We start from the raw sequence: 18979 nt of genomic DNA on the forward strand, positions 1-18979 counted from the left end.
TGCCCAGGGGCCGCAGAGGCTCCAAAGTCAAGGGTGGACGAAGTCCATCGCGAAGCGACGCCGAAGGCGCCCTTGACTTTGGAGGGGCGGCCCCGTACGCAAGCGCCACCCCACCACCCGAACACCCAACGCACCAAGGGCCCGAACCCCGGCTGAAGCACTCCAAACAGGCTTTGGGATGCCGAACCTCCGCCGGACGTAGTCGAGGCCGCCGCCCTGGAAGTCCGGTTCGCGCTCGGGCGCGGTGAACCCGATCGTGGGCGCCGCCAGGAGGTCGGCCTCGCGCAGCGATGTGTCCACCACGGCGGTGAAGCGGCGTCGGTCGTCCATGGCGGACAGGCAGGCCGCAGCGGTGACGGCGTGGCCCGCGGCGAGGTTCGCTCGGGTCCCGGCCGCGTAGTCGGCGGCCCGGGCGCGGTACCAGGCGCGATGCTCGTGCGCGCCTCGGCCAGCATGGTCGTCGCGACGTGCTCGGTGAACTCCTCGACGCCGTGCAGCCGCACATCCCGGCACCGCGCGCCAGCGCGCTCCAGCACGTCCAGCGCGGTGCCGAAGACCTCCCGTACCTGCGGGGTCAGCGGGTCGCCGAGCAGGTCGGCCACCACACCGATCCGGGGCTCCGCGAGCATGCCGCCGCCGGAGCACGGTGACGTGGCGACTCCCAGCGCGAGCCACCCGGCGGGACGTCGCCGAGCCGGCCGATCACGCGCTGGGACGTTCCCGCGGTGGGTCGTCGACCATGATGCGTCTGGCGTGTGAGCAGGGGCAGATGCCGTTGTCGCTGGTGGTGACGACCGGACAGCGCGGAGACGCCCATGGCCGCCATCCGCGTCGCACGAATGTCTTCCGCCGTACGACGCCGCCCACGACCCGATACTCCCTTGAGGCGACTCGGGGCCGCCCCCTGGGGCGTTTGAATTCGGCCAGCGGGTGCGGAATCGAGTGCTTAGCCTGGACGTATGAGCACTCGCAGCCTTGGAGAGCGGTTGAGGGCCGTACGCAAACGGCGCGGGCTCACGCAAAGGGAGCTTTCCACCCTCTCCGGAGTGTCCATCTCCCTCATCCGGAAGCTGGAGCAAGGAGAAAAGCAGGACACGCGGCTTGAAACGCTCCGCAAGCTCGCCACCGCACTGAGTGTCTCCACCTCGGACCTGATCGAGAGCCCCGCTCGCGGCGTCTCCGAGTCCAACGACCACGAGCAGTGGGAGCCTCTCCGCAGGGCGCTGGACGGACTGCACGGGAACCCGCCCGGCGAGGCCCCCACCGTGCGCGGAGTGGCTGATGCTTTGGCGTCATTGATGCCGCTGTTCTCCGGAGACCAGTACTCGCGCCTCTCCACCGCACTGCCGCCGCTTCTCCGCGACGCCGACGAACTCGGGGCGGGCGCGCGGCCGGTCCGGGCCCGCCTGCTCCACCACACGGGGTGGCTGCTCACCCAGACATGCCAGTTCGACGCGGCGGACGCGGCGCTCCGGCGGGCCCTCGACGAGGCTCCGGACAGGTTGGAGGCGGCGGCGATCGTCAACACCCTCGCCTGGCTCGAGATTCGGCAGGGGACGCCTTGCCGAATCGATCGCGGTCGCGAGCGAATGGGCGGACGAGATCGAACCTCGGATGTCGCGAGCGACCGTGGCGGAACTGGCCGCGTGGGGGTGGCTGCTCGTCCGGCTCTCCGCCGCGACGGTCAGGAACGCCCAGCCCGGAGACGACGAGGACGCCATCCGGCTGGCCCGGACGGCGGCGGTTGCCATGGGAACGGAGTACGCCCCGCGAAATGACTTCCTCCAGGCGTTCGGGCCGTTGACCGTGGCCATGAAGCGGGCGGAGAACGCGATGGTCGAGGACCGCCCGGATCGCGTACTGGCGATGTCGCAGCGGATACCTGTGGCAGACCTCAGGCCCACGTCGAACAACCGCAACAGGCACTTGCTGGACGTCGCCCAGGCCCGGGTGTCCCTTCGGCAGTACGCGGAGGCGTTCGACATGCTCCAGAGAATCCGGCACGACGCCCCCGAATGGATCCCCAACCAGCGCTACGCGCGCGACATCCTGGTGCAGATCATTTCCCAGCGCCGCAGCTTGACGTCCGATATGAGGGAATTCGCGGATTTCATCCATGTGGCCGTGTGACGCGACGTGGCACTTCGAATCCCACCTACGCAAAAGTGCCATTGTCGCTGCAATGCCCACTCCATAACGTCCTTCGCATGAGGGCTCACGGCGTTCTCCGACGCGGTGCTGTCCGTTCCCGAGTGCGAGGAGGTCTCGTGTTGGAGGATGTCCAGGCGCCGGAGGCCGACGTCCGGCACTACATATCCCGGCTTGACCGGGAAGTGGCGACTTGGCCTGGTTTGGCATGCGGGATCGTGGGGCGTCCGGGCGAAGGCGTCGTCCTGAACGTGGTGCGGATCGGTTCGGCGCTCAGCGGGAGGTGGTGGCCGGCGCGGACCCCGTCGTCACGAAGGTGGAATGGGATCCGGTCGCGCCGGAGGAGCTGCGGGACGCGGCGACCGGCAGGGGGGTGAACGCGGTCAGCTCCAGCAGTGCGCCGCACATCGTCCGGGAAATGCTCGAACCCCTGGGCCCGGCTCCGGGGCTGCGGGTGCTGGAGATCGGAACGGGCACCGGCTGGAACGCCGCTCTGATCGCGAAGATCACCGGACCGCACCGGGTGACGTCGGTCGAGATCGCACCGGATCTCGCCGGGACGGCGAGGCGGAACCTGGAGCGGGCCGGGTACGCCGTCAACGTGGTGACCGGCGACGGCGAGGCCGGTCACGCGGGGGACGCGCCGTACGACCGGGTCATCGCGACGGCCGCCGTGCGGACGCTTCCGTACGCGTGGGTGGAGCAGACGCGGCCGGGCGGTGTGATCGTGGTGCCGTGGGGCCCGACGTTCCATCCCGACTGCCCCGTCGCGCGGCTGGAGGTGCGGGACGGCGGCGTCGCCGAGGGCCGCTTCCATGTCCCCGGCTGGTTCATGCCGCTGCGCGATCAGCGGGACCCGCCGTCGGCGTTCGATGAGGCGGAGGAGCGCTGGGAGGCGGCGGGACGTCCGGACGTCCGGCGCTACGGGGTCACGGTCACGTCCGAAGGGCAGAGCGTCTGGCTGGATCGGCCGGAAAACCCCGTCGGTGTCAAGCAGGCGTGAGCAGGCAGAACTCGTTGCCCTCGGGGTCGGACAGGACGGTCCAGGGGACGTCGCCCTGGCCGATGTCGGTGTCGGTGGCGCCGAGGGCGCGCAGCCGGTCGCCTTCCGCCGCGTGGTCGTCGCCGGCGTACGGGCGGAGGTCGAAGTGGATGCGGTTCAGCCCGGTCTTGGCGTCGGGCGTGCGGACGAACTCGAGGTAGGGGCCGAGGCCGGTGGCGGAGCGCATGCTCGCGGAGTGGTCGGTCACCTCGTGCACGGTCCAGTCGATCGCCTGGTCCCAGAACCGGACCATGGCCCGCGGGTCGGCGCAGTCGACGACGAGCGCGGCGATCGGCCCGGTGTCCCGGTAGAGCTCGCGGGGCTCCAGGACGCAGAACTCGTTGCCCTCGGGGTCGGCGAGGACCGTCCACGGGACGTCGCCCTGGCCGATGTCGGCGGGCGCCGCGCCGAGCTTGCGGAGCCGCGCGACCAGTTCCGCCTGGTGCTCGATCGAGGTGGTGGCGAGGTCGACGTGCAGGCGGTTCTTCACGGTCTTGGGGTCCGGGACGCGGAGGACGTCGATGAAGAGCACGGCCGGGTCGGGGTAGTCGACGCCCTCGGGCGCGACGTTGGTCACGCCGGGGCCCTCGCTGTCGGTGCCCCAGCCGAGCGCCTCCGCCCAGAACCGGCCGAGCGCCGCGTCGTCCTTGGCCTTCATCGCGATCTGAATGAGCCGTGTCGCCATTCGGTGATCATATGTCCGGGCTGATGGGGCGCGCCGTGGCGGACGCGCCCCGGAGGGGCCGGGCGCCGGGGCGCGCGGCCGTCGCTCAGATGGCCAGCGAGACGCAGTGGATCTCGTCGGCGGGGTGGCCGGCGCGCTCGTGGATGCGCTGGACGGCGCCGGCGTCCGGCGCCTCGGACAGGCAGTAGACCGTGCCGGACTCGGGGTCGGCCCAGGCGTGCTCGAAGACGACGCCTTCCTGGTCCTGGATCGCGAGGTCCGCCTCGTGGGTCTCCTTGAGCTGGTCGCCGGTCAGGCCGGTCATGCCGTGGTGAACGTCCATGAACTTGGTCATGGTTCCTCCCCGATCTCGACGCTCCCGGCTCGGGGGCTCGCGATCAGGCGCCGAACCCCGAGCCGATCGGATATTCCCGGCGTAACCGCCTTCACCAGCAGATAAACCTTCCCCGCGGCGGGCGGCGGCCCGGAACGAGGCGGCTGCGTCTCGCATGGCGGACCTGGCGCGCGAGGGGTGTCCCGCGGCCGGTACCGTTGTGGACAGCTATGGACGGGTCAGCACAGCGAACGCTGCTCATCACACTCACCGGACGCGATCGCCCCGGCGTGACGTCGCGGTTGTTCCGCACCCTCTCCCAGTTCCCGCTCACCGTCGCCGACGTCGAGCAGGTCGTGATCCGGGGGCGGCTCGTCCTCGGAGTCCTGCTCGCCTACACCGAGGGCGCCGACATCGGCCGCGTGTGGAACGCCGCCGAGAAGGTCGCCAACGATCTCGACATGGAGATCGAGCTGTCCACGGGCCGCAACAAGCGGATGCCGAAGCGGAGCGGCCGGCTGCACGTCACCGTGCTCGGCGCGCCGCTGAAGCCCGCCGCGATGGCCGGTATCGCCGGGCGGATCTCCGCGCACGGCGCCAACATCGACCGGATCGAGCGGCTCGCGCAGACCCCCGTGACCTGCATCGAGATGGACGTGTCCGGCGCCGACCCCGACACGCTGCGGGCCGGGCTCGCCGCCGAGGCCGCCGAGCAGCAGGTCGACATCGCCGTCCAGCACGGCGGGCTGAGCCGGCGCGCCAAGCGGCTGATCGTCATGGACGTCGACTCGACGCTGATCCAGGGCGAGGTGATCGAGCTGCTCGCCGAGCACGCCGGGTGCCTCGACGAGGTCGCGAAGGTCACCGAGGCCGCGATGCGCGGCGAGCTGGACTTCGAGGGGTCGCTGCGGGAGCGGGTCGCGCTGCTCGCCGGGCTGGACGCGGCGGCGATCGACGCCGTCCGCGACGAGCTGCGGCTCGCGGCGGGCGCCCGCACCATGGTCCGCACCCTGAAGCGGCTGGACTACAAGTTCGCGATCGTGTCCGGCGGGTTCACCCAGGTCACGGACGCTCTGGTGGACGATCTCGGCATCGACTACTCGGCCGCGAACACGCTGGAGATCGAGAACGGGAAGCTCACCGGGCGGATCACCGGCCCGGTGATCGACCGGGCCGGGAAGGCGGCGGCGCTGCGCCGGTTCGCCGCGGAGGCCGGCGTGCCGGTCAGCCAGACCGTCGCGATCGGCGACGGCGCCAACGACCTCGACATGCTGCAGGCCGCGGGGCTCGGCGTCGCCTACAACGCCAAGCCGGTCGTACGGCAGGCCGCCGACACGGCCGTCAACGTCCCGTACCTGGACACGATCGTCTTCCTGCTCGGGATCTCCCGCGAGGAGGTCGAGGCGGCCGACGCCGCCGACGCCGTCCGGCAGGACTGAAGCTTCCGGACGGTCATTCCCAGCCGGCGGTGGCCGGGTCGACGCCGTGGCGTTCGGCGTTGGCGAAGATCGCGTCGCGGAGCCAGCCGGCGAGGCCGGGCTCGATCCCGTCGTAGTGGGCGGCGAAGCCGGGGTCCTCGGCGAACATCCGTCCCAGGCACGCGTGCATCGCATGGGTGCAGTCGAAGTAGGCGGACAGCAGCGCGCGGTGCCGTTCGGCGAGGGCGCCCGCCTCGGCCGATCCGGCGGCGACGCCGGCACGGCGGGCGGCGGCGAGGTCGGCGTGCAGGGCCTCGGTCCGCGCGACGGCGTCCTTCCAGTCCTGCGGGGTCATCGCGGCGGCGCGTTCGGCGTACTGCGTCCACTGGGCGGTGCCGCCCCAGCGGTCCCGGGCCTCCCCGACCCATTCGGGCCGCCAGTCGGCGCCGAAGATCTCGGCCTGCTCCTCGGGGGTGAGCCGCAGCCCCGCGTCCAGCGCCTCCAGCATGCGGTCGACGGCGCGCGCCATCTCCCGGAGGCGGCCCGCGCGCCGCTCCAGCTCGGCGCGCTGCCGCCGCAGGTGGTCGCGGGCGTCGGCGGACGGGTCGTCGAGGATCCGGGCGATCTCGGCGAGCGGGAAGCCGAGCTCCCGGTAGATCAGGACGCGGTGGATGCGGGCGATGTCGTCGGCCGAGTACACCCGGTACCCGGCGGGGGTGTGCCCGCCCGGGCGGACGAGGCCGACCGCGTCCCAGTGGTGCAGCGCCTTCACGCTCACCCCGACCAGCGCGGCGGCGCGCCCGACGGTCAGCCCGTCCTCTGCGGCGCCCGGTCCGTTCGCTTCGGCGTGCGTCACCGGCCCAGTGTGCACCAGGCCGGTGACGGGTCCGCTCATGGCCGCGGGACCTCCATGCCCATCTCGCGCATCCAGCCGGCCTGCGGGCCGTCCGGATCGAGGGGCCGGGCGGCCGTCATCACGACCCGCGCGTTCTCCGGCGTGACGACCTCCAGCTCGACGGAGTTCCACGGCCTGTCGACGGGCCCGCTCGTGCATCCCGGCACCAGCTCCTCGCAGCGCCCGGCGATCTCGTCGATCTGGCCGAGCACGCAGGCGAAAGCGACGCTCACCGCCGGCGCCGCGCCGGCCGGCTCGCCGGGCACCAGCAGGACGTCCTGGAACGCCCAGCGCCGCAGGTGGGTCACCTGGCCAGGGACGGAGAACAGGTCGACGAAGCCGAGCCCGCGGAGCCAGAAGTCCTCGGACGCCGCGAGATCGCCGGTGGGGACGGTGACGAACATGGGCATGCCGTAGATCTCGCGGTAGATCTCGGCGGGCCGCACGCCGGGCGCCGGCACGGGAACGGGGCTGATGTACTCGCTCATGGCCCCCGATCGTCGACCCTCCCGCGACGTCAGGGTCAACTCCGCGAGCGGAACGGTCCGCCGCCCGGCCTCGCAACGATCATCGCGGGGGTTTTCGGGGTAGGAGTGCCGGTGTGCGGTCCCCGGCACCCGCCGGGACCCGCGGGACGAGTCGGGAAGGCGAGCCGGAGCGGTGCTGAAGCGTGCGCGGTCGGCGTACGCCCAGATCAACGGGCAGTCGGCGCCGTTCTACGGGCTGGCGGCGGCGCTCGCCATGGCGGTCCCGCTGCTGGCCGGGTCGCTGACGGGCCGCGCCGCGCAGGGCTCGATGATCGCGCTCGGCGCGTACCTGGTGGCGCTGCGCGCGCCCGAGGGCCCGTACGGGAACCGGGCCCGGGACCTCGCGAGCGGCGCGCTGATGGTCGCGCTCGGGTCCGCGGTCGGCGGGCTGCTGAGCGGGCACACCTGGCCCGCGGTGATCGTCGTGCCGCCGCTGATCGCGCTCGGCGTCGCGGTGCCGCGGATCGGCTCGACGGCCGGGCTCGCGGTGCTGCTGAGCGCGATCCGGCCGCCGTCCGACGACGTCATCGGCGCCGGGCTGCTGGAGCTGATCGGCGGGCTGCTCACCATGGGGCTGCTGCTGGTGCCGTGGCCGGTGCGGCGGCTCCGGCCGCTGCGCGAGGCCCTCGCCGAGGCCGCCGACCGGGTCGCCGAGGCCCTCGACGCCGTCGCGCAGGACGTCGGCGCGCCCGACCCGAGCCCGCTGAACGCCGTCGAGCTCACCAACCCCGACCTGCTGGCCGTCACCCGCATGCCGGACTGGGAGGAGCGGCGGCGCGCCGCGTCCGAGGCGCTCACCGACGCCCGCGCCACCTACGGGCTGTACCGGTCCGGGCGGGGCAGCGACGAGCCGACCCGCCCCGAACGGCTGATCGACGCGCTGGGCCGCGTGCTGCACGAGACCGTGACGCTGCAGGCCGTCCTGGAGGCCGTGAAGAACTACCCGCCGGACCGCGAATGGGAGTTGGAGACGCAGACCGCCGTGTCCGCGCTCGCGGCGCGGCTGCGGCTGCTCGCGGGCGCGATCGCCACCGACGGCGAGGCGCCGCTCGGCGGGGAGGAGTCGGGCGCCGTCCGCCGGATGGGGCGGCTGCAGGAGCAGATCCGCCGCGCCGGCCTCGCCGGCGACGAGGACCTCATCGCGGTGTCGCTGATCGGGCAGGTGCGGCGGTCCATCGACCGCATCGCCGGCGAGGCCGCCTCGGCGCGCCGCACCATCGCGGGCGGCCTGCGGATCGGGATCGGGCCGCCGCGGATGCCGGGCCCGCCGCACCCGATGTCGGCGCTCGCCCGGATCCGCCGCGCCGTCCGCACCCGCTCCCCGCTGTTCCGGCAGCTCACGCGGGTGTACGTGACCGCCGTCGTGTCGATGGCGCTGGCCGCGGGCCTGCACATCCCGCACGGCCACTGGCTGACGATCACCGCGATGCTGAGCCTGCGCGCGACGTACGGGGAGACCGTCGAACGGCTCGTGCAGCGCGTCGGCGGCACCGCGGCCGGCTCGGCGGTCGCCGCGATCGTGCTGACGCTCGCGCCGACCCAGCGCGTCGTCGCGGTGATCGTCTTCGTGTTCGCGCTGGCCGGGTTCGCGCTGCGGCCGATCAACTTCGCCTACTGGGGGCTGTTCGGGACGCCGCTGGCGATGATGCTGCTCGACTTCTCCGCGCCCGCCGACTGGCGCATCGCGGGCGAGCGGATCGGCCTGGTCGCCGGGGGGACGGTGCTGTCGTTCCTCGCCGTCCGGCTGCTGTGGCCCGCCGGTCACCTGGAGCGGCTGCCCGTCCTGCTCGGCCGGATGCTCGCGGTGCACGCCGACCTCGTCCGGGCGGCGGCGGACGTGGTCGGCGGCGAGCGCGTCCGGCTGCCGCAGGAGAAGGTCGTCACCGCCGAGCGGTCCGCCGAGGCCGTCGCGGAGACCCGGACCCGGCTGACGCACGAGCGGGTGCCCGACACCGCGCTGATCGGCCGGCTGCGCGACGCCGTCCGCGCCGCGCACCGCGTCCGCGACCATCTGATCGCGGTCTCGCGGGTGACGCGGGAGGAGGCCGTGGACGCGGGGCCGGTGCCGGAGATCCTGGACCGGCTCGCCGACCAGCTGGAGGAGGCATCCGGGCTCCTGGAAGATCCGGGCGACGAGGATCTGAAGTCCCGGTCACCCGTGGCGGAGCTGGAGGAGGAGCTCGCCGGGCTCGACGACTACCTGAAGAAGCTCACCAAGCGGCGCCGCGCCGAGATCAAGTCGGGCGTCGGGCGGGAGGAGTTCACGCCGCTGCGGCACGCGCTCGCGCAGGTGTCCGGGACGCGGTACACGGTCCGCTCGCTGCGGCGCGACACCGGACGGGTGATCAACGCGTCGCTCGCGGCGGTCGGCCAGGACACCTGAGGGCCCCGGGCCGGCGCGGTCAGTCCTTCGGGGCTCGGAACGTGACGAGGGTGCCGGCGCCGGGCCGGACGTCCGCCCACGCGCCCGGCACGTCGACGACCGCGAGCGCGCACGTCGGGTAGCTGTCCGGCGCCTGCCCGGTCAGGTCGTGGACGAGCTGGTGCACCGACGGGTTGTGCCCGACGAGCAGGACCGTCCCGGCCTCGTCCGGCACCTCCGCGACCAGGGACAACAGCAGGTCCGGGTCGTTGTCGTAGATCTTCGGCTCGAAGGACGCCGCGGCGCCGGGCCGGAGGGCGAGCAGGTCGAGCGTCTCCCGCGTCCGCGCGGCGGGGGAGCACAGCACCCGCGCGGGGGCGAGGCCCTCCGCGCGCAGCCACTCCCCGGCCGCCGCGGCGTCGCGCCGCCCGCGGTCGTTGAGGGCGCGGTCGATGTCGGCCGTCCCGAAGCCCGCGACGGCCTTGGCGTGGCGGAGCACGATCAGCGTCGGCATGCCGCCACCCTACGGCGCGGGCGCCGCCGGCCCGCCGCCGACCCGGCAGGTGACCAGCGCGCTCGCACCCCGGCGGGCTACGGCGCGACGAGCGCCGCCAGCCCCCACAGCGCGAGCAGGATGGCGAGCATCCCGCACAGCACCAGGGCGAAGCCCTTACCGCCGGACAAGGCCGGCTTCTCGCCGCTCGCCACAGCGCCTCCCGTTCCCTCGGTCGTTCCCGCGTACAGCGTACGACCGGTCCCAGGTGGTCCGGACACCACCCGGGTGGAACGCGGAAGGGGCCGGTGGCGCGACGCCACCGGCCCCTCTTGTTCGGACGGATCAGGAGAAGATCAGGACGCCCCGGCCGGGGACTCGTCCGCCTTCCCGGACGCCGCCGAGCCGTTCGCCTCGACCGCGACCGCCTCCTCCGCCGGGGCGGAGGCCTGCTCGGGCGCGGTCGCCTCGACGGCGCCGCCCTTCGCGTCGCCGCCCTCGACCTCGCCGCTCGTGGCGGCGCCGCCCTCGGCCGCGGCGGGCCCCGCGGGCGCGATCGGGTCGGCGCGCCGCTTGGAGATCACGATCGCCGCGACGACGATGCCGACCGCCACGACCGTCACCCCGACCCGCAGCGCGTAGTTGTCGGCGTACGTCACGACCGCGTCCGCGATCAGCAGCGCGACCAGGTTCATCACCTTGATCAGCGGGTTGATCGCGGGCCCGGCGGTGTCCTTGAACGGGTCGCCGACCGTGTCGCCGATCACCGTCGCGGCGTGCGCCTCGCTGCCCTTGCCGCCGAGCAGGCCCTCCTCGACGACCTTCTTCGCGTTGTCCCAGGCGCCGCCGGCGTTCGCGAGGAACACCGCCATCAGCACCCCGGCCGCGATCGCGCCGCCGAGGTAGGCGCCGAGCGGCGCGTACCCGAGCGCGAACCCGACCGCGATCGGCGTCATGATCGCCAGCAGGCCGGGGGTGGCGAGCTCGCGCTGCGCGTCCCGGGTGCAGATGTCCACGACCCGGTCGTAGTCCGGCTTCTCGGTGTAGTCCATGATCCCGGGCTTGGTGCGGAACTGCTCGCGCACCTCCACCACGACCCGTCCGGCCGCCCGGCCCACCGCCATGATCGCCAGGCCGGAGAACAGGAACACCACGGCCGCGCCGATGATCAGCCCGATCAGCACGTTCGGGTTGTCGATCGACAGGTTGATGCCGTGGTTGAACTGCGAGCCGATCGCGTCCCGCGCGGAAGCGGACGCGTCCGCGAGCGCGGAGTTGACCGCCGTCCCGAACGAGCCGAACAGCGCGGTCGCCGCCAGCACCGCCGTCGCGATCGCGATGCCCTTGGTGATCGCCTTGGTGGTGTTGCCGACCCCGTCCAGCCGCTCCAGCACCTTCGCGGCCTCGCCCTGGACGTCGCCGGACATCTCCGCGATGCCCTGGGCGTTGTCGGAGACGGGCCCGAAGGTGTCCATGGACACGATCACGCCGACGGTGGTGAGCAGCCCGGTGCCGGCCATCGCCACCGAGAACAGCGCGACGGTGGTGTTGCCGAAGCCGAGCAGGAACGCGCCGTAGACGGCCGCGGCGATGACGAGCGCGGTGTAGACGGCCGACTCCAGGCCCAGCGAGATACCGGAGAGGATCACGGTCGCCGGACCGGTCCGGGAGCTGTCGGTGACCTCCCGCACCGGCTTGCGGTTGGTCTCGGTGAAGTAGCCGGTCAGCAGCTGGATCGCGCTGGCCAGCACGATGCCGATGATCACCGAGCCGAGCGCCACCCAGCGCGGGTCGGCGTCCACGTCGTGGATGCCGCCGTCCAGGTCCGCGAACGACGAGGGCAGGTAGGCGAACGCGGCGATCGCGACGAGCACCGCGGAGATGATCGCGGAGATGAAGAAGCCGCGGTTGATCGCCGTCATGCCGGACCGGTCGCCGTCGCGCGGCATCACCGCGAAGATGCCGATCACCGCGGTGATGACGCCGATCATCGGCACCAGCAGCGGGAACACCAGGCCCTGCGTGCCGAACGCCGCGGTGCCCAGGATGAGCGCCGCGACCAGCATCACCGAGTACGACTCGAACAGGTCGGCGGCCATGCCGGCGCAGTCGCCGACGTTGTCGCCCACGTTGTCGGCGATCGTCGCCGCGTTGCGCGGGTCGTCCTCCGGGATGCCCTGCTCGACCTTGCCGACCAGGTCGGCGCCGACGTCGGCGGCCTTGGTGAAGATGCCGCCGCCGACCCGCATGAACATCGCGAGCAGCGCGGCGCCGAAGCCGAAGCCCTCCAGGACCTTCGGCGCGTCGCCCTGGTAGGCCAGCACGACGATCGCCGCGCCGAACAGCCCGAGGCCGACGGTGAACATGCCGGCGACGCCGCCGGTGCGGAACGCGATCCGCATCGCGGTCTTCTCGCCGCCCTCCTCGCGGGCCGCCGCCGCGACCCGCACGTTGCCGCGGACCGCCAGCCACATCCCGGTGAAGCCGGTGACGGAGGAGAACACCGCCCCGATGACGAAGAACACCGACCGCCCGATGCGCTCGCTCCAGGAGTCGGCGGGCAGGAGCAGCAGCACCAGCGGAATGAGCACCACGAAGACGCCGACCGTGCGGAACTGGCGTTTCAGGTAGGCGCTCGCGCCGACCTGGACCGCGCGCGCGATCTCCTGCATCTTCTCGGTGCCCTGACCCGCGGCCAGTACATCGCGTACCAGACCCGCGGCGACGGCCAGTGCCAGCAGGGCGATCACGGCTACGACGACGACCAGTGACAGGTCGCCGCCGCCGAGATCCACGTCTGCTGCTGCAGTGGCCGGGCTCGACAGGGAAAGCCCAGACATGCGTCCTCCTCGACAGGGGCGTTGCGATCCGACCGTCAAAAGACGATCTTTACCGCCTACCCCGCGAGTCCTGATTTCGAACGCCTCGCACGGCAGCGCGGGTGCGGGGAGTCTACGCAGGCGCAGGGCGAATGAGAAGGGCGCCAGACCCTTAATGAGGATGTCACGGAAAAGCAATCCGCATTACGCCGTAATTTGACCTTTGCACCTGGTCGGAGGCTATTTCCGCAGGTCAGTCCGAGTAAGCACACTATTACCCCGCGGCTGCCTTGACAGGGCCGCGGTCACGGTAGTCCGGCGGCGCGGCGCGCGCCGTCCGGTATTTAAGCTAGGCATTAACACACAATATGTCTAGGCCCAAATCCGGACGATCCAAGATCATTCTCCGCAGAGATTCTCACACGCCCGTCCGGCGTTCCGCCGCAGGGGTCACACGAGCCCCATCCGCCCAATTCGAGGCGGCGCGTCGGCGCCGGGGCGGGCGGCGTGTGGGACGATCCCGTCCGCGCCCTGCCGGCGGCCGGACAGCTCCGCGCCGAGCAGCGCCACCGCCGGGCGCAGCTCCGGGTGCCGGCCGTGCCGGCGCCCGCACGCGGATCACCGGCGGCAGCCCGCGCAGCAGCGGATGCGGGCGCACCTGGTCGAGGTCGTACGCCCCGCACAGCATGCGACGGTCTGCTGCGCCCGCACGTCGCGCACGTCCTGCCGCTCGCGGACGCGGCGAAGGCGCACGAACTCGCCGAGTCCGGCCACATCCAGGGCAAGATCGTCCTGACCCTCTGATGTCGGCGGCACCCGGGTACGGCGAAGGCCCCGCCGGGGCGGGGCCTTCGCCATGCGGTCTGGGGGACGGGCGCGCTGTGCCTCTTGAGCGGGGCCTGCCGAGCGGGGCGCCGCCCGGCCGCGCCGGGTCAGATGGTCGCCTCGGCCTCCGCAGGCCAGCTCATCCGGATCTGCACGCCCTTCGGCGTGGTGGCGATCTCCACGTCGTCGGCAAGCCCGGCGATCACCGCCAGCCCGAGCTCGGCGGTGCCCTCGCCGAGGTCGAAGTCCAGGTCGTCCTCGTCCGGCTGCGCCGGCGGCCCGCCCGCCGCGTCGTCCCCGGGCACGGTGTCGCTCACCGTGACCTCGAAGCGGCGGCCCTCCCCGGTCAGCTCGAGCCGGACGGGCTCGTCCGGGCAGTGCAGGCGGTGCGCTTCCACGGCCCGCGAGCACGCCTCGCCGACCGCCAGCCTCACCTCGTCCAGCAGCGCCTCGGCGACGCCGCTGCGGCGGGCCACCGCGGTCACGATCAGCCGGGCGGTCCGGACGTGGACGGGCAGCGCACTGAAGGACAGTTCAACGGTCGCCATCGTGGTGTCAGGCCGCCTACTTCGCGCCCTTGCGCTTCTCCTCGGCCTCGGCGATCGAGTCGTGGATGCCGAAGACCTTGGTCAGCCCCGTGATCCGGAAGATCTTGAGGATGCGCTCCTGCGTGCAGACCAGCTCCAGCGAGCCGTCGTGCGCGCGGACCCGCTTCAGCCCGCCGACCAGGACGCCGAGACCGGTCGAGTCCAGGAACTCGACCTTCTCCATGTCCACGAGCAGGTGGAACTTGCCCTTGTTGACCAGGTCGATGAGCTTCTCGCGAAGCTTCGGCGCCGTGTAGACGTCGATCTCGCCCTCCACGTTGATGACGGTGAGGCCATCGTCGGTGGTGTAGTCGTTCACCTTCAGGTCCACAAATCCTCCAGCGCCGTGCAGCACAATCCGATCCCGCGCTCCGGGCTCCGCGGCGGCGGCCCGGGCGGCGAGACATCGCCGTGATTCAACCACGCTCCGGCGCGGCGCACGCACGTTATCGACCAGTCGGGCGAAAGTTCGCGCCGTCCCGTCTGACCTGCTGATCCACAGATGAGCACAGGGGGAACGGGCCCACCGGCGCCGGGGCGTTCCCGTAGTTTTGCCCCGGCTGGCAAACTGAAAACCTGATGGCCGCCCAAAGATCTTCAACCCCTCTCGACCGGCTGCTCGCCGACCCGTCCCGGCGCGGCCGCATCACCCATGTGGAGCGCGTTCCCGCACGTGAGGGCCGTCGTACGGGGTGGCCGGCGTGGTCGCCCCCGCTGCTGGTGGACCGGCTGGCCGCCGCCGGGATCGCGGCCCCGTGGGAGCACCAGGCCGCCGCCGCGGAGCACGCCCGCGCCGGCCGGTCTGTGATCGTCGCCACAGGCACCGCGTCCGGAAAGTCCCTCGCCTACCTGCTGCCCTCGATCGAGGCGATCTATGCCGGTGAGGACGACCACCGCCGCGAGGGGACGGTCCTCTACCTGTCGCCGACGAAGGCGCTCGCCGCCGACCAGCTCCGCGCGCTGCGCGGGCTGCGGCTCACCCGCGTCCGCGCCGCGACCTACGACGGCGACACCCCGCAGGACGAGCGGTCCTGGGTCCGCCAGCACGCCAACTATGTGCTGACGAATCCGGACATGCTGCACCGGTCGATCCTCCCCGGGCACTCCCGCTGGTCGTCCTTCCTGCGCCGCCTCCGCTACGTCGTCGTCGACGAAGCCCACGGATACCGGGGCGTCTTCGGCTCGCACGTCGCGCAGATCCTGCGCCGCCTCCGCCGGATCTGCGCCCGCTACCACGCCTCGCCCACCTTCATCCTGGCGTCCGCCACCACGTCCGAGCCGGCGTCCACCGCGTCCCGCCTCACCGGCCTCGACGTCGTCGCCGTCGACGACGACGCGTCCCCGCGCGGGCCCGCCACGTTCGCGCTGTGGGAACCGCCCCTCACCGACCTGCGCGGCGAGCAGGGCGCGCCCGTCCGCCGCACCGCGACCGCCGAGGCCGGCGACCTCCTCGCCGACCTCGTCGTCGAAGGCGTCCAGACGCTCGCGTTCGTGCGGTCCCGGCGCGGCGCCGAGTCCGTCGCGCTCGGCGCCAAGCGCGCGCTGCACGAGGTCGCGCCCGCGCTCGCCGAACAGGTCGCCGCCTACCGCGCCGGGTACCTCCCCGAGGAGCGCCGCGCCCTCGAAGCCGCCCTCCGCTCCCGCTCCATCGTGGGCCTGGCCAGCACGAACGCCCTCGAACTCGGCGTCGACGTGTCCGGGCTCGACGCCGTCCTCGTGTGCGGCTGGCCCGGCACCCGCGCCTCGCTGTGGCAGCAGGCCGGACGCGCCGGACGGTCCGGGCAGGCCGCCCTGTCCGTCCTCGTGGCCCGCGACGACCCCCTCGACACCTTCCTCGTCCACCACCCCGAGGCGATCTTCGGGACGCCCGTCGAGGCCACCGTCCTCGACCCCGACAACCCCTACGTCCTCGAACCGCACCTGTGCGCCGCCGCGTCCGAACTGCCCCTCACCGACGACGACGCCGCGCTCTTCGGGCCGTCCACCGCCGACCTGCTGCCCGACCTCGTCCGCCGCGGGTTCCTGCGCCGCCGCCCCGCCGGCTGGTACTGGACGCGCCGCGACAAGGCCTGCGACCTCGCCGACATCCGCGGCGCGGGCGGCGCGCCCGTCCAGGTCGTCGAGACCGCCACCGGACGCCTCCTCGGCACCGTCGACGAGGCGTCCGCGCACACCACCGTGCACGACGGCGCCGTCTACATCCACCAGGGCGAGTCGTTCATCGTGCAGACCCTCGACCTGGACGACTCCGTCGCGCTCGTCGAGGCCGCCGACCCCGACTACTCCACCACCGCCCGCGACGTCACCGACATCACCATCGCCGAACGGCTGCGCTCCACCTCATGGGGCGACGCGACGCTCTGCTACGGCACCGTCGACGTCACCAGCCAGGTCGTCGCATACCAGATGCGCCGCGTCCAGACCGGCGAGATGCTCGGCGAGAAGCCCCTCGACCTCCCGCCCCGCACGCTGCGGACCCGAGCCGTCTGGTGGACGCTCTCCGAAGCGCAGGTCGACGCCCTCGGCGACCTCGACCTCGCGGGCGCCGCGCACGCCGCCGAGCACGCCTCGATCGGCCTGCTGCCCCTGTACGCGACCTGCGACCGGTGGGACATCGGCGGCGTCTCCACCGCCGTCCACCCGGACACGGGGCTGCTCACCGTCTTCGTCTACGACGGCCACGAGGGCGGCGCCGGGTTCGCCGAGCGCGGGTACGCCGACGCGTCCGCCTGGCTGCGCGCGACCCGCGACGCGATCGCCTCGTGCGAGTGCGAGTCGGGCTGCCCGTCCTGCATCCAGTCCCCGAAGTGCGGCAACGGCAACGAACCCCTCGACAAGCAGGGCGCCCTCACCCTCCTCGCCGTCCTACTGGAAGCGGCCCCCTGACGGCGGGCTCGGGTCGTCGCGCGAAGGCCCGAGGCATCCGGCCTTCCACGGCACCGAACGAACGCCTAGTTCGGTGCGACGCGCTGCGCGGGGACGGACGGCTGCTCGTCCAGACCGCGCCGGGCCTGCGCCAGCGCCTGCTGCAGCTTGCGGCGCTCCAGCTCCAGCGTCTGCAGCGACTCCTCGTGCTCGTCCCGCAGGTCCCGCAGTTCCCTGCGGAGGTTCATGCTGCGCCGGAACCCGAGGGCGGCGATCCCCGCGCCCGCCATGAACACGATGGCCACGACGACGCCGGCCAGGAAGAGCTGCCACTGCTGGGTGACGCCGGGCACCTCGTGCCCGAACGCGGTCACGTGGACCGCGCCGGTGTTGCCCACGATGACGGCCACGGCCGCGGCGATGGCGGCGAGCGTGACGACCAACCCCAGAATGATCATGCGGAGGGTCTCCTCTCCCGTGCCGGACGATCCGGGGGATCCGGCTGGCAAGGCAGCCTAGACCGTTCGCCGCCCCCGTCCAAGACCGCGCGCGCCCCGCGGCAGCGGACGGACGGCCGCTGCCCGGACCGATGCGGGCGAACGGCGCCGGCTACTTGCGGCGGTGGCCGCGGCCGGAGGAACGGCGCTTGCCCGCGGGCCTCCCGTTGGCCGGCTTGGCGATCTGGACGTCGACGCCGCCGGTCTTGCCCATGGTGGCCGGGCGGCGTCCGGGCCTGCTCTTCGGCTTCGCTTTGGACGCCGTCTTGGGCGCCGCGAGGACCATCGTGTCGCCGGCTCGGGCGCCCTTGGCGGCCGTCTTCACCGATCCCGTCTTGGCGATGGCCTCGGCGCGGGCGATCCGCTCGCGCGCGCTCTTGACGCGCTTGCGCCCGGTCCCGCCGCGCGCGATGCGCGCGGCCGTCCCCAGGCTGTTCGCGCCGGCCTGGTGGACGCGCAGCCGCCGCGTCCACGTCCCGAGGTGGGCGGCGACGATCAGCAGGATCAGCGCGATCCCGACGCTCTTGCCCCACTGCAGCCGGTCGGTGGCCGCGACGTTCACCGCCTTCGGCGCGTCCGTCGCGATCTGCGGCGCCGGGTAGGTGAGGCCGGGCGTCGCGCCGTCGGGCTGGACGGACGGCAGCGTGACCGGCGACTCGTTGTTGAACGGCGTCAGCGGGGTGGCCGTGCTCGGCCCGGTGGTCCCGCTCGGCAGCGACGGCACGGCACCGGTCGCAAGGCCCCCGGTGCCGCCGCCCGCCACGGCGCTGGCCGTCGCGGCGGACGAGTACAGCGAACCGCCCGTCCCGGTGGACCGCCTGGCCTTCACGGCGACCGACACCGCGCCGCTCGACCGCGTCATCGACAGGCTCGCGGAGCAGCTCGTGCCGGAGCAGAGCGAGGCCAGCGACCCGGACTTCGACCTCACCCCGGAACCCGACAGCGAGTAGCCGAGCAGGTCGTCCTCATAGCCGCGGTTCCACTTCACCACGAGCCTGCTCCCGGACACGCTCGCGGAGACGCCGGTCGGCGCGGCGGGCGCGATCCGCACGGTGAAGGTGTTGGAGTCGTACGTCTGCCCGGTGATCGAGCCCTTGAGGTAGGCCTTGTACTTGCCGTTGCGGCGCAGCTCGAGCGGCGCCGACAGGTCGCCCGCCCAGCTGCTCTCCTTGAGGAACGTGTCGCCGATCCCGGGGCCGTCGACGCGCAGCTGCATCTTCAGCGCGAAGTCGTAGTGCGCCTTCACGGTGATGCTCGTCCCGCTGGTGATGACCGCGCCGTTCGCCGGGCTGATCACCGCGGTCGTCGCCGCGTCCGCGGGCAACGCCCCGAGGACCGGGATGCTCATCGCAAGGGGAGCCGCGAGCGCGACTGCACCGATCCTGCGAATGATGGTCACGGCCTCAATCCCTTCGACAGCGTCCTGCATGTCCACCCGCCGAGGACGACGCTCGCGGGGCGCACTGTGCCGAGTGATGACTATGGGCTCAGGGCAGCGTAACG

Annotated in this window: 18 protein-coding genes and 1 pseudogene; 8 read left to right on the top strand and 11 right to left on the bottom strand. The window is 72.9% G+C overall.

Translation table 11 applies throughout. The annotated features are described in order from the left end of the window. Positions 1–467: 467 nt before the first annotated feature. The 4 genes and pseudogenes from F8568_RS47335 (at position 468) to F8568_RS42280 (ending at position 3151) form a co-directional block, all read left to right on the top strand. Positions 468–650, top strand: a complete 183-nt coding sequence (locus tag F8568_RS47335) for a hypothetical protein (RefSeq protein ID WP_202126008.1) — start codon at positions 468–470, stop codon at positions 648–650. 309 nt (positions 651–959) lie between these two features. Beyond that, a pseudogene (locus F8568_RS49120) lies at positions 960–1100 on the top strand (helix-turn-helix domain-containing protein); the annotation flags it as partial. 514 nt (positions 1101–1614) lie between these two features. Next, a complete protein-coding gene (locus F8568_RS49125) occupies positions 1615–2130 on the top strand; it encodes a hypothetical protein (RefSeq protein WP_236010036.1) in 516 nt (171 codons plus the stop codon). Positions 2131–2434: 304 nt separating this feature from the next. After that, positions 2435–3151 (top strand): protein-L-isoaspartate O-methyltransferase family protein, encoded by a 717-nt coding sequence (locus F8568_RS42280; RefSeq protein WP_328601285.1) that lies wholly within the window; start codon positions 2435–2437, stop codon positions 3149–3151. Here the strand turns inward: F8568_RS42280 and F8568_RS42285 are convergent. Further along, complete coding sequence (locus tag F8568_RS42285; RefSeq protein ID WP_151599800.1) at positions 3138–3875, bottom strand: VOC family protein; 738 nt, start codon at positions 3873–3875, stop codon at positions 3138–3140. The genes F8568_RS42280 and F8568_RS42285 overlap by 14 nt on opposite strands. 85 nt (positions 3876–3960) lie before the next feature. Next, the gene (locus F8568_RS42290; RefSeq protein WP_151599801.1) at positions 3961–4209 is read right to left on the bottom strand and encodes an SCO4226 family nickel-binding protein; all 249 of its coding nucleotides are present in this window, start codon (positions 4207–4209) and stop codon (positions 3961–3963) included. A gap of 209 nt (positions 4210–4418) precedes the next feature. On the opposite strand from F8568_RS42290, the gene serB reads away from it, so the two are divergent. After that, complete coding sequence (serB, locus tag F8568_RS42295; protein WP_151599802.1) at positions 4419–5627, top strand: phosphoserine phosphatase SerB; 1209 nt, start codon at positions 4419–4421, stop codon at positions 5625–5627. Between the two features lie 13 nt (positions 5628–5640). Here serB and F8568_RS42300 read toward each other — a convergent pair whose 3' ends face one another. Then, on the bottom strand, positions 5641–6501 hold the full coding sequence (locus F8568_RS42300; RefSeq protein WP_151599803.1) for a MerR family transcriptional regulator: 861 nt from the start codon (positions 6499–6501) through the stop codon (positions 5641–5643). Then, a complete protein-coding gene (locus F8568_RS42305; protein ID WP_151599804.1) occupies positions 6498–6989 on the bottom strand; it encodes a VOC family protein in 492 nt (163 codons plus the stop codon). The genes F8568_RS42300 and F8568_RS42305 overlap by 4 nt, the downstream gene beginning before the upstream one ends. A gap of 172 nt (positions 6990–7161) precedes the next feature. Between F8568_RS42305 and F8568_RS42310 the strand changes: the two genes are divergently transcribed. After that, positions 7162–9411 (top strand): FUSC family protein, encoded by a 2250-nt coding sequence (locus F8568_RS42310; protein WP_151599805.1) that lies wholly within the window; start codon positions 7162–7164, stop codon positions 9409–9411. A gap of 19 nt (positions 9412–9430) precedes the next feature. On the opposite strand, the gene F8568_RS42315 is transcribed toward F8568_RS42310, so the two are convergent. The 3 genes from F8568_RS42315 to F8568_RS51325 all read right to left on the bottom strand — a co-directional run bounded on the left by F8568_RS42315 (position 9431) and on the right by F8568_RS51325 (position 13390). Beyond that, positions 9431–9904 carry a SixA phosphatase family protein gene (locus F8568_RS42315; protein WP_151599806.1) on the bottom strand — a complete coding sequence of 158 codons (474 nt, stop codon included), beginning with the start codon at positions 9902–9904 and terminating at the stop codon, positions 9431–9433. A 335-nt stretch (positions 9905–10239) separates the two neighbouring features. After that, positions 10240–12723, bottom strand: a complete 2484-nt coding sequence (locus tag F8568_RS42320; protein ID WP_151599807.1) for a sodium-translocating pyrophosphatase — start codon at positions 12721–12723, stop codon at positions 10240–10242. A 397-nt stretch (positions 12724–13120) separates the two neighbouring features. Beyond that, complete coding sequence (locus F8568_RS51325; RefSeq protein WP_407924515.1) at positions 13121–13390, bottom strand: hypothetical protein; 270 nt, start codon at positions 13388–13390, stop codon at positions 13121–13123. Here F8568_RS51325 and F8568_RS50810 point away from each other — a divergent pair. After that, positions 13300–13506: a zinc-binding dehydrogenase gene (locus tag F8568_RS50810; protein ID WP_407924516.1), complete on the top strand. Its 207-nt coding sequence runs from the start codon at positions 13300–13302 to the stop codon at positions 13504–13506. The two genes, F8568_RS51325 and F8568_RS50810, sit on opposite strands and share 91 nt — an antisense overlap. 128 nt (positions 13507–13634) lie before the next feature. Here F8568_RS50810 and F8568_RS42335 read toward each other — a convergent pair whose 3' ends face one another. Continuing rightward, positions 13635–14075 carry an ATP-binding protein gene (locus F8568_RS42335; RefSeq protein ID WP_151599808.1) on the bottom strand — a complete coding sequence of 147 codons (441 nt, stop codon included), beginning with the start codon at positions 14073–14075 and terminating at the stop codon, positions 13635–13637. Between the two features lie 16 nt (positions 14076–14091). Further along, complete coding sequence (locus F8568_RS42340) at positions 14092–14445, bottom strand: STAS domain-containing protein (RefSeq protein ID WP_021597910.1); 354 nt, start codon at positions 14443–14445, stop codon at positions 14092–14094. 248 nt (positions 14446–14693) lie between these two features. Here F8568_RS42340 and F8568_RS42345 point away from each other — a divergent pair, with 248 nt between their 5' ends. Next, on the top strand, positions 14694–17000 hold the full coding sequence (locus F8568_RS42345; protein ID WP_151599809.1) for a DEAD/DEAH box helicase: 2307 nt from the start codon (positions 14694–14696) through the stop codon (positions 16998–17000). Between the two features lie 65 nt (positions 17001–17065). Here the strand turns inward: F8568_RS42345 and F8568_RS42350 are convergent, their stop codons facing one another. Beyond that, complete coding sequence (locus F8568_RS42350) at positions 17066–17437, bottom strand: hypothetical protein (RefSeq protein ID WP_151599810.1); 372 nt, start codon at positions 17435–17437, stop codon at positions 17066–17068. Between the two features lie 151 nt (positions 17438–17588). Continuing rightward, complete coding sequence (locus F8568_RS42355; RefSeq protein WP_151599811.1) at positions 17589–18875, bottom strand: hypothetical protein; 1287 nt, start codon at positions 18873–18875, stop codon at positions 17589–17591. Positions 18876–18979: the final 104 nt, after the last annotated feature.

Source organism: Actinomadura physcomitrii (assembly GCF_008923205.2).
Classification (GTDB): domain Bacteria; phylum Actinomycetota; class Actinomycetes; order Streptosporangiales; family Streptosporangiaceae; genus Spirillospora; species Spirillospora physcomitrii.

What these genes read in the sequence shown, in the direction of transcription:
- F8568_RS49125 (WP_236010036.1), top strand. Translation starts at nt 1,615, where the DNA reads ATGTCGCGAGCGACCGTGGCGGAACTGGCCGCGTGGGGGTGGCTGCTC.
- F8568_RS42285 (WP_151599800.1), bottom strand. Translation starts at nt 3,875, where the DNA reads ATGGCGACACGGCTCATTCAGATCGCGATGAAGGCCAAGGACGACGCG.
- F8568_RS42290 (WP_151599801.1), bottom strand. Translation starts at nt 4,209, where the DNA reads ATGACCAAGTTCATGGACGTTCACCACGGCATGACCGGCCTGACCGGC.
- serB (WP_151599802.1), top strand. Translation starts at nt 4,419, where the DNA reads ATGGACGGGTCAGCACAGCGAACGCTGCTCATCACACTCACCGGACGC.
- F8568_RS42300 (WP_151599803.1), bottom strand. Translation starts at nt 6,501, where the DNA reads ATGAGCGGACCCGTCACCGGCCTGGTGCACACTGGGCCGGTGACGCAC.
- F8568_RS42305 (WP_151599804.1), bottom strand. Translation starts at nt 6,989, where the DNA reads ATGAGCGAGTACATCAGCCCCGTTCCCGTGCCGGCGCCCGGCGTGCGG.
- F8568_RS42315 (WP_151599806.1), bottom strand. Translation starts at nt 9,904, where the DNA reads ATGCCGACGCTGATCGTGCTCCGCCACGCCAAGGCCGTCGCGGGCTTC.
- F8568_RS42320 (WP_151599807.1), bottom strand. Translation starts at nt 12,723, where the DNA reads ATGTCTGGGCTTTCCCTGTCGAGCCCGGCCACTGCAGCAGCAGACGTG.
- F8568_RS51325 (WP_407924515.1), bottom strand. Translation starts at nt 13,390, where the DNA reads ATGCTGTGCGGGGCGTACGACCTCGACCAGGTGCGCCCGCATCCGCTG.
- F8568_RS42335 (WP_151599808.1), bottom strand. Translation starts at nt 14,075, where the DNA reads ATGGCGACCGTTGAACTGTCCTTCAGTGCGCTGCCCGTCCACGTCCGG.
- F8568_RS42345 (WP_151599809.1), top strand. Translation starts at nt 14,694, where the DNA reads ATGGCCGCCCAAAGATCTTCAACCCCTCTCGACCGGCTGCTCGCCGAC.
- F8568_RS42350 (WP_151599810.1), bottom strand. Translation starts at nt 17,437, where the DNA reads ATGATCATTCTGGGGTTGGTCGTCACGCTCGCCGCCATCGCCGCGGCC.